Below are 491 nucleotides of genomic sequence, written 5' to 3'. Positions count from 1 at the left end.
GCACCCAAGATAGCCACGACATAAACCATCCGGTGCAGCTTCACCCAGTTCTTCCCCAGCTTCCGGATGGAAGCCGTGTTCGATGTCACTGCGAGGGGAATCAGGATCAGCAACGCCACCATTCCGATGGCTATATAGGGGCGGCGCACAAGATCGCTCCAGATCTCCCCCNACCGGGGCGATGGATGCCGAGATCTGCGTGTTCCCGCAAGAGGGCCTGTTGAACAACCCTGGCACCGATGCGCTGTTGCGGCAGGCGTTGGAGGAGGGGGCAGAGGTGCTGGGTGCCGCGCCCTATGTCGATACCGATTCAAAGGGGCAGATCGACTGGACATTCGACACGGCGCGCGAATTCGATGTCGATATCGACATGCACCTCGATTTCGGTTCGGACACCAGCATGATGGATGTGGACCATGTGTGCCGCCGCACCGAGGAATACGGTTGGGGTGGGCGCGTCACCATCGGCCATGTTACCAAGTTCAGCTATC

General features: G+C 59.6%; 1 protein-coding gene and 1 pseudogene. One reads left to right on the top strand and one right to left on the bottom strand.

What is annotated here, in order from left to right:
• Positions 1–335 (bottom strand): ferric reductase-like transmembrane domain-containing protein (locus TR36_RS16395; RefSeq protein ID WP_202814463.1); only part of this gene is annotated, 335 nt, incomplete at its 3' end.
• On the opposite strand from TR36_RS16395, the pseudogene TR36_RS14625 reads away from it, so the two are divergent.
• A pseudogene (locus tag TR36_RS14625) lies at positions 221–491 on the top strand (amidohydrolase); the annotation flags it as partial. The gene TR36_RS16395 and the pseudogene TR36_RS14625 overlap by 115 nt on opposite strands.

Source organism: Falsirhodobacter sp. alg1 (assembly GCF_000739715.2).
Lineage (GTDB): Bacteria > Pseudomonadota > Alphaproteobacteria > Rhodobacterales > Rhodobacteraceae > Falsirhodobacter.
This window is presented reverse-complemented; position numbering and strand designations above follow the sequence as displayed.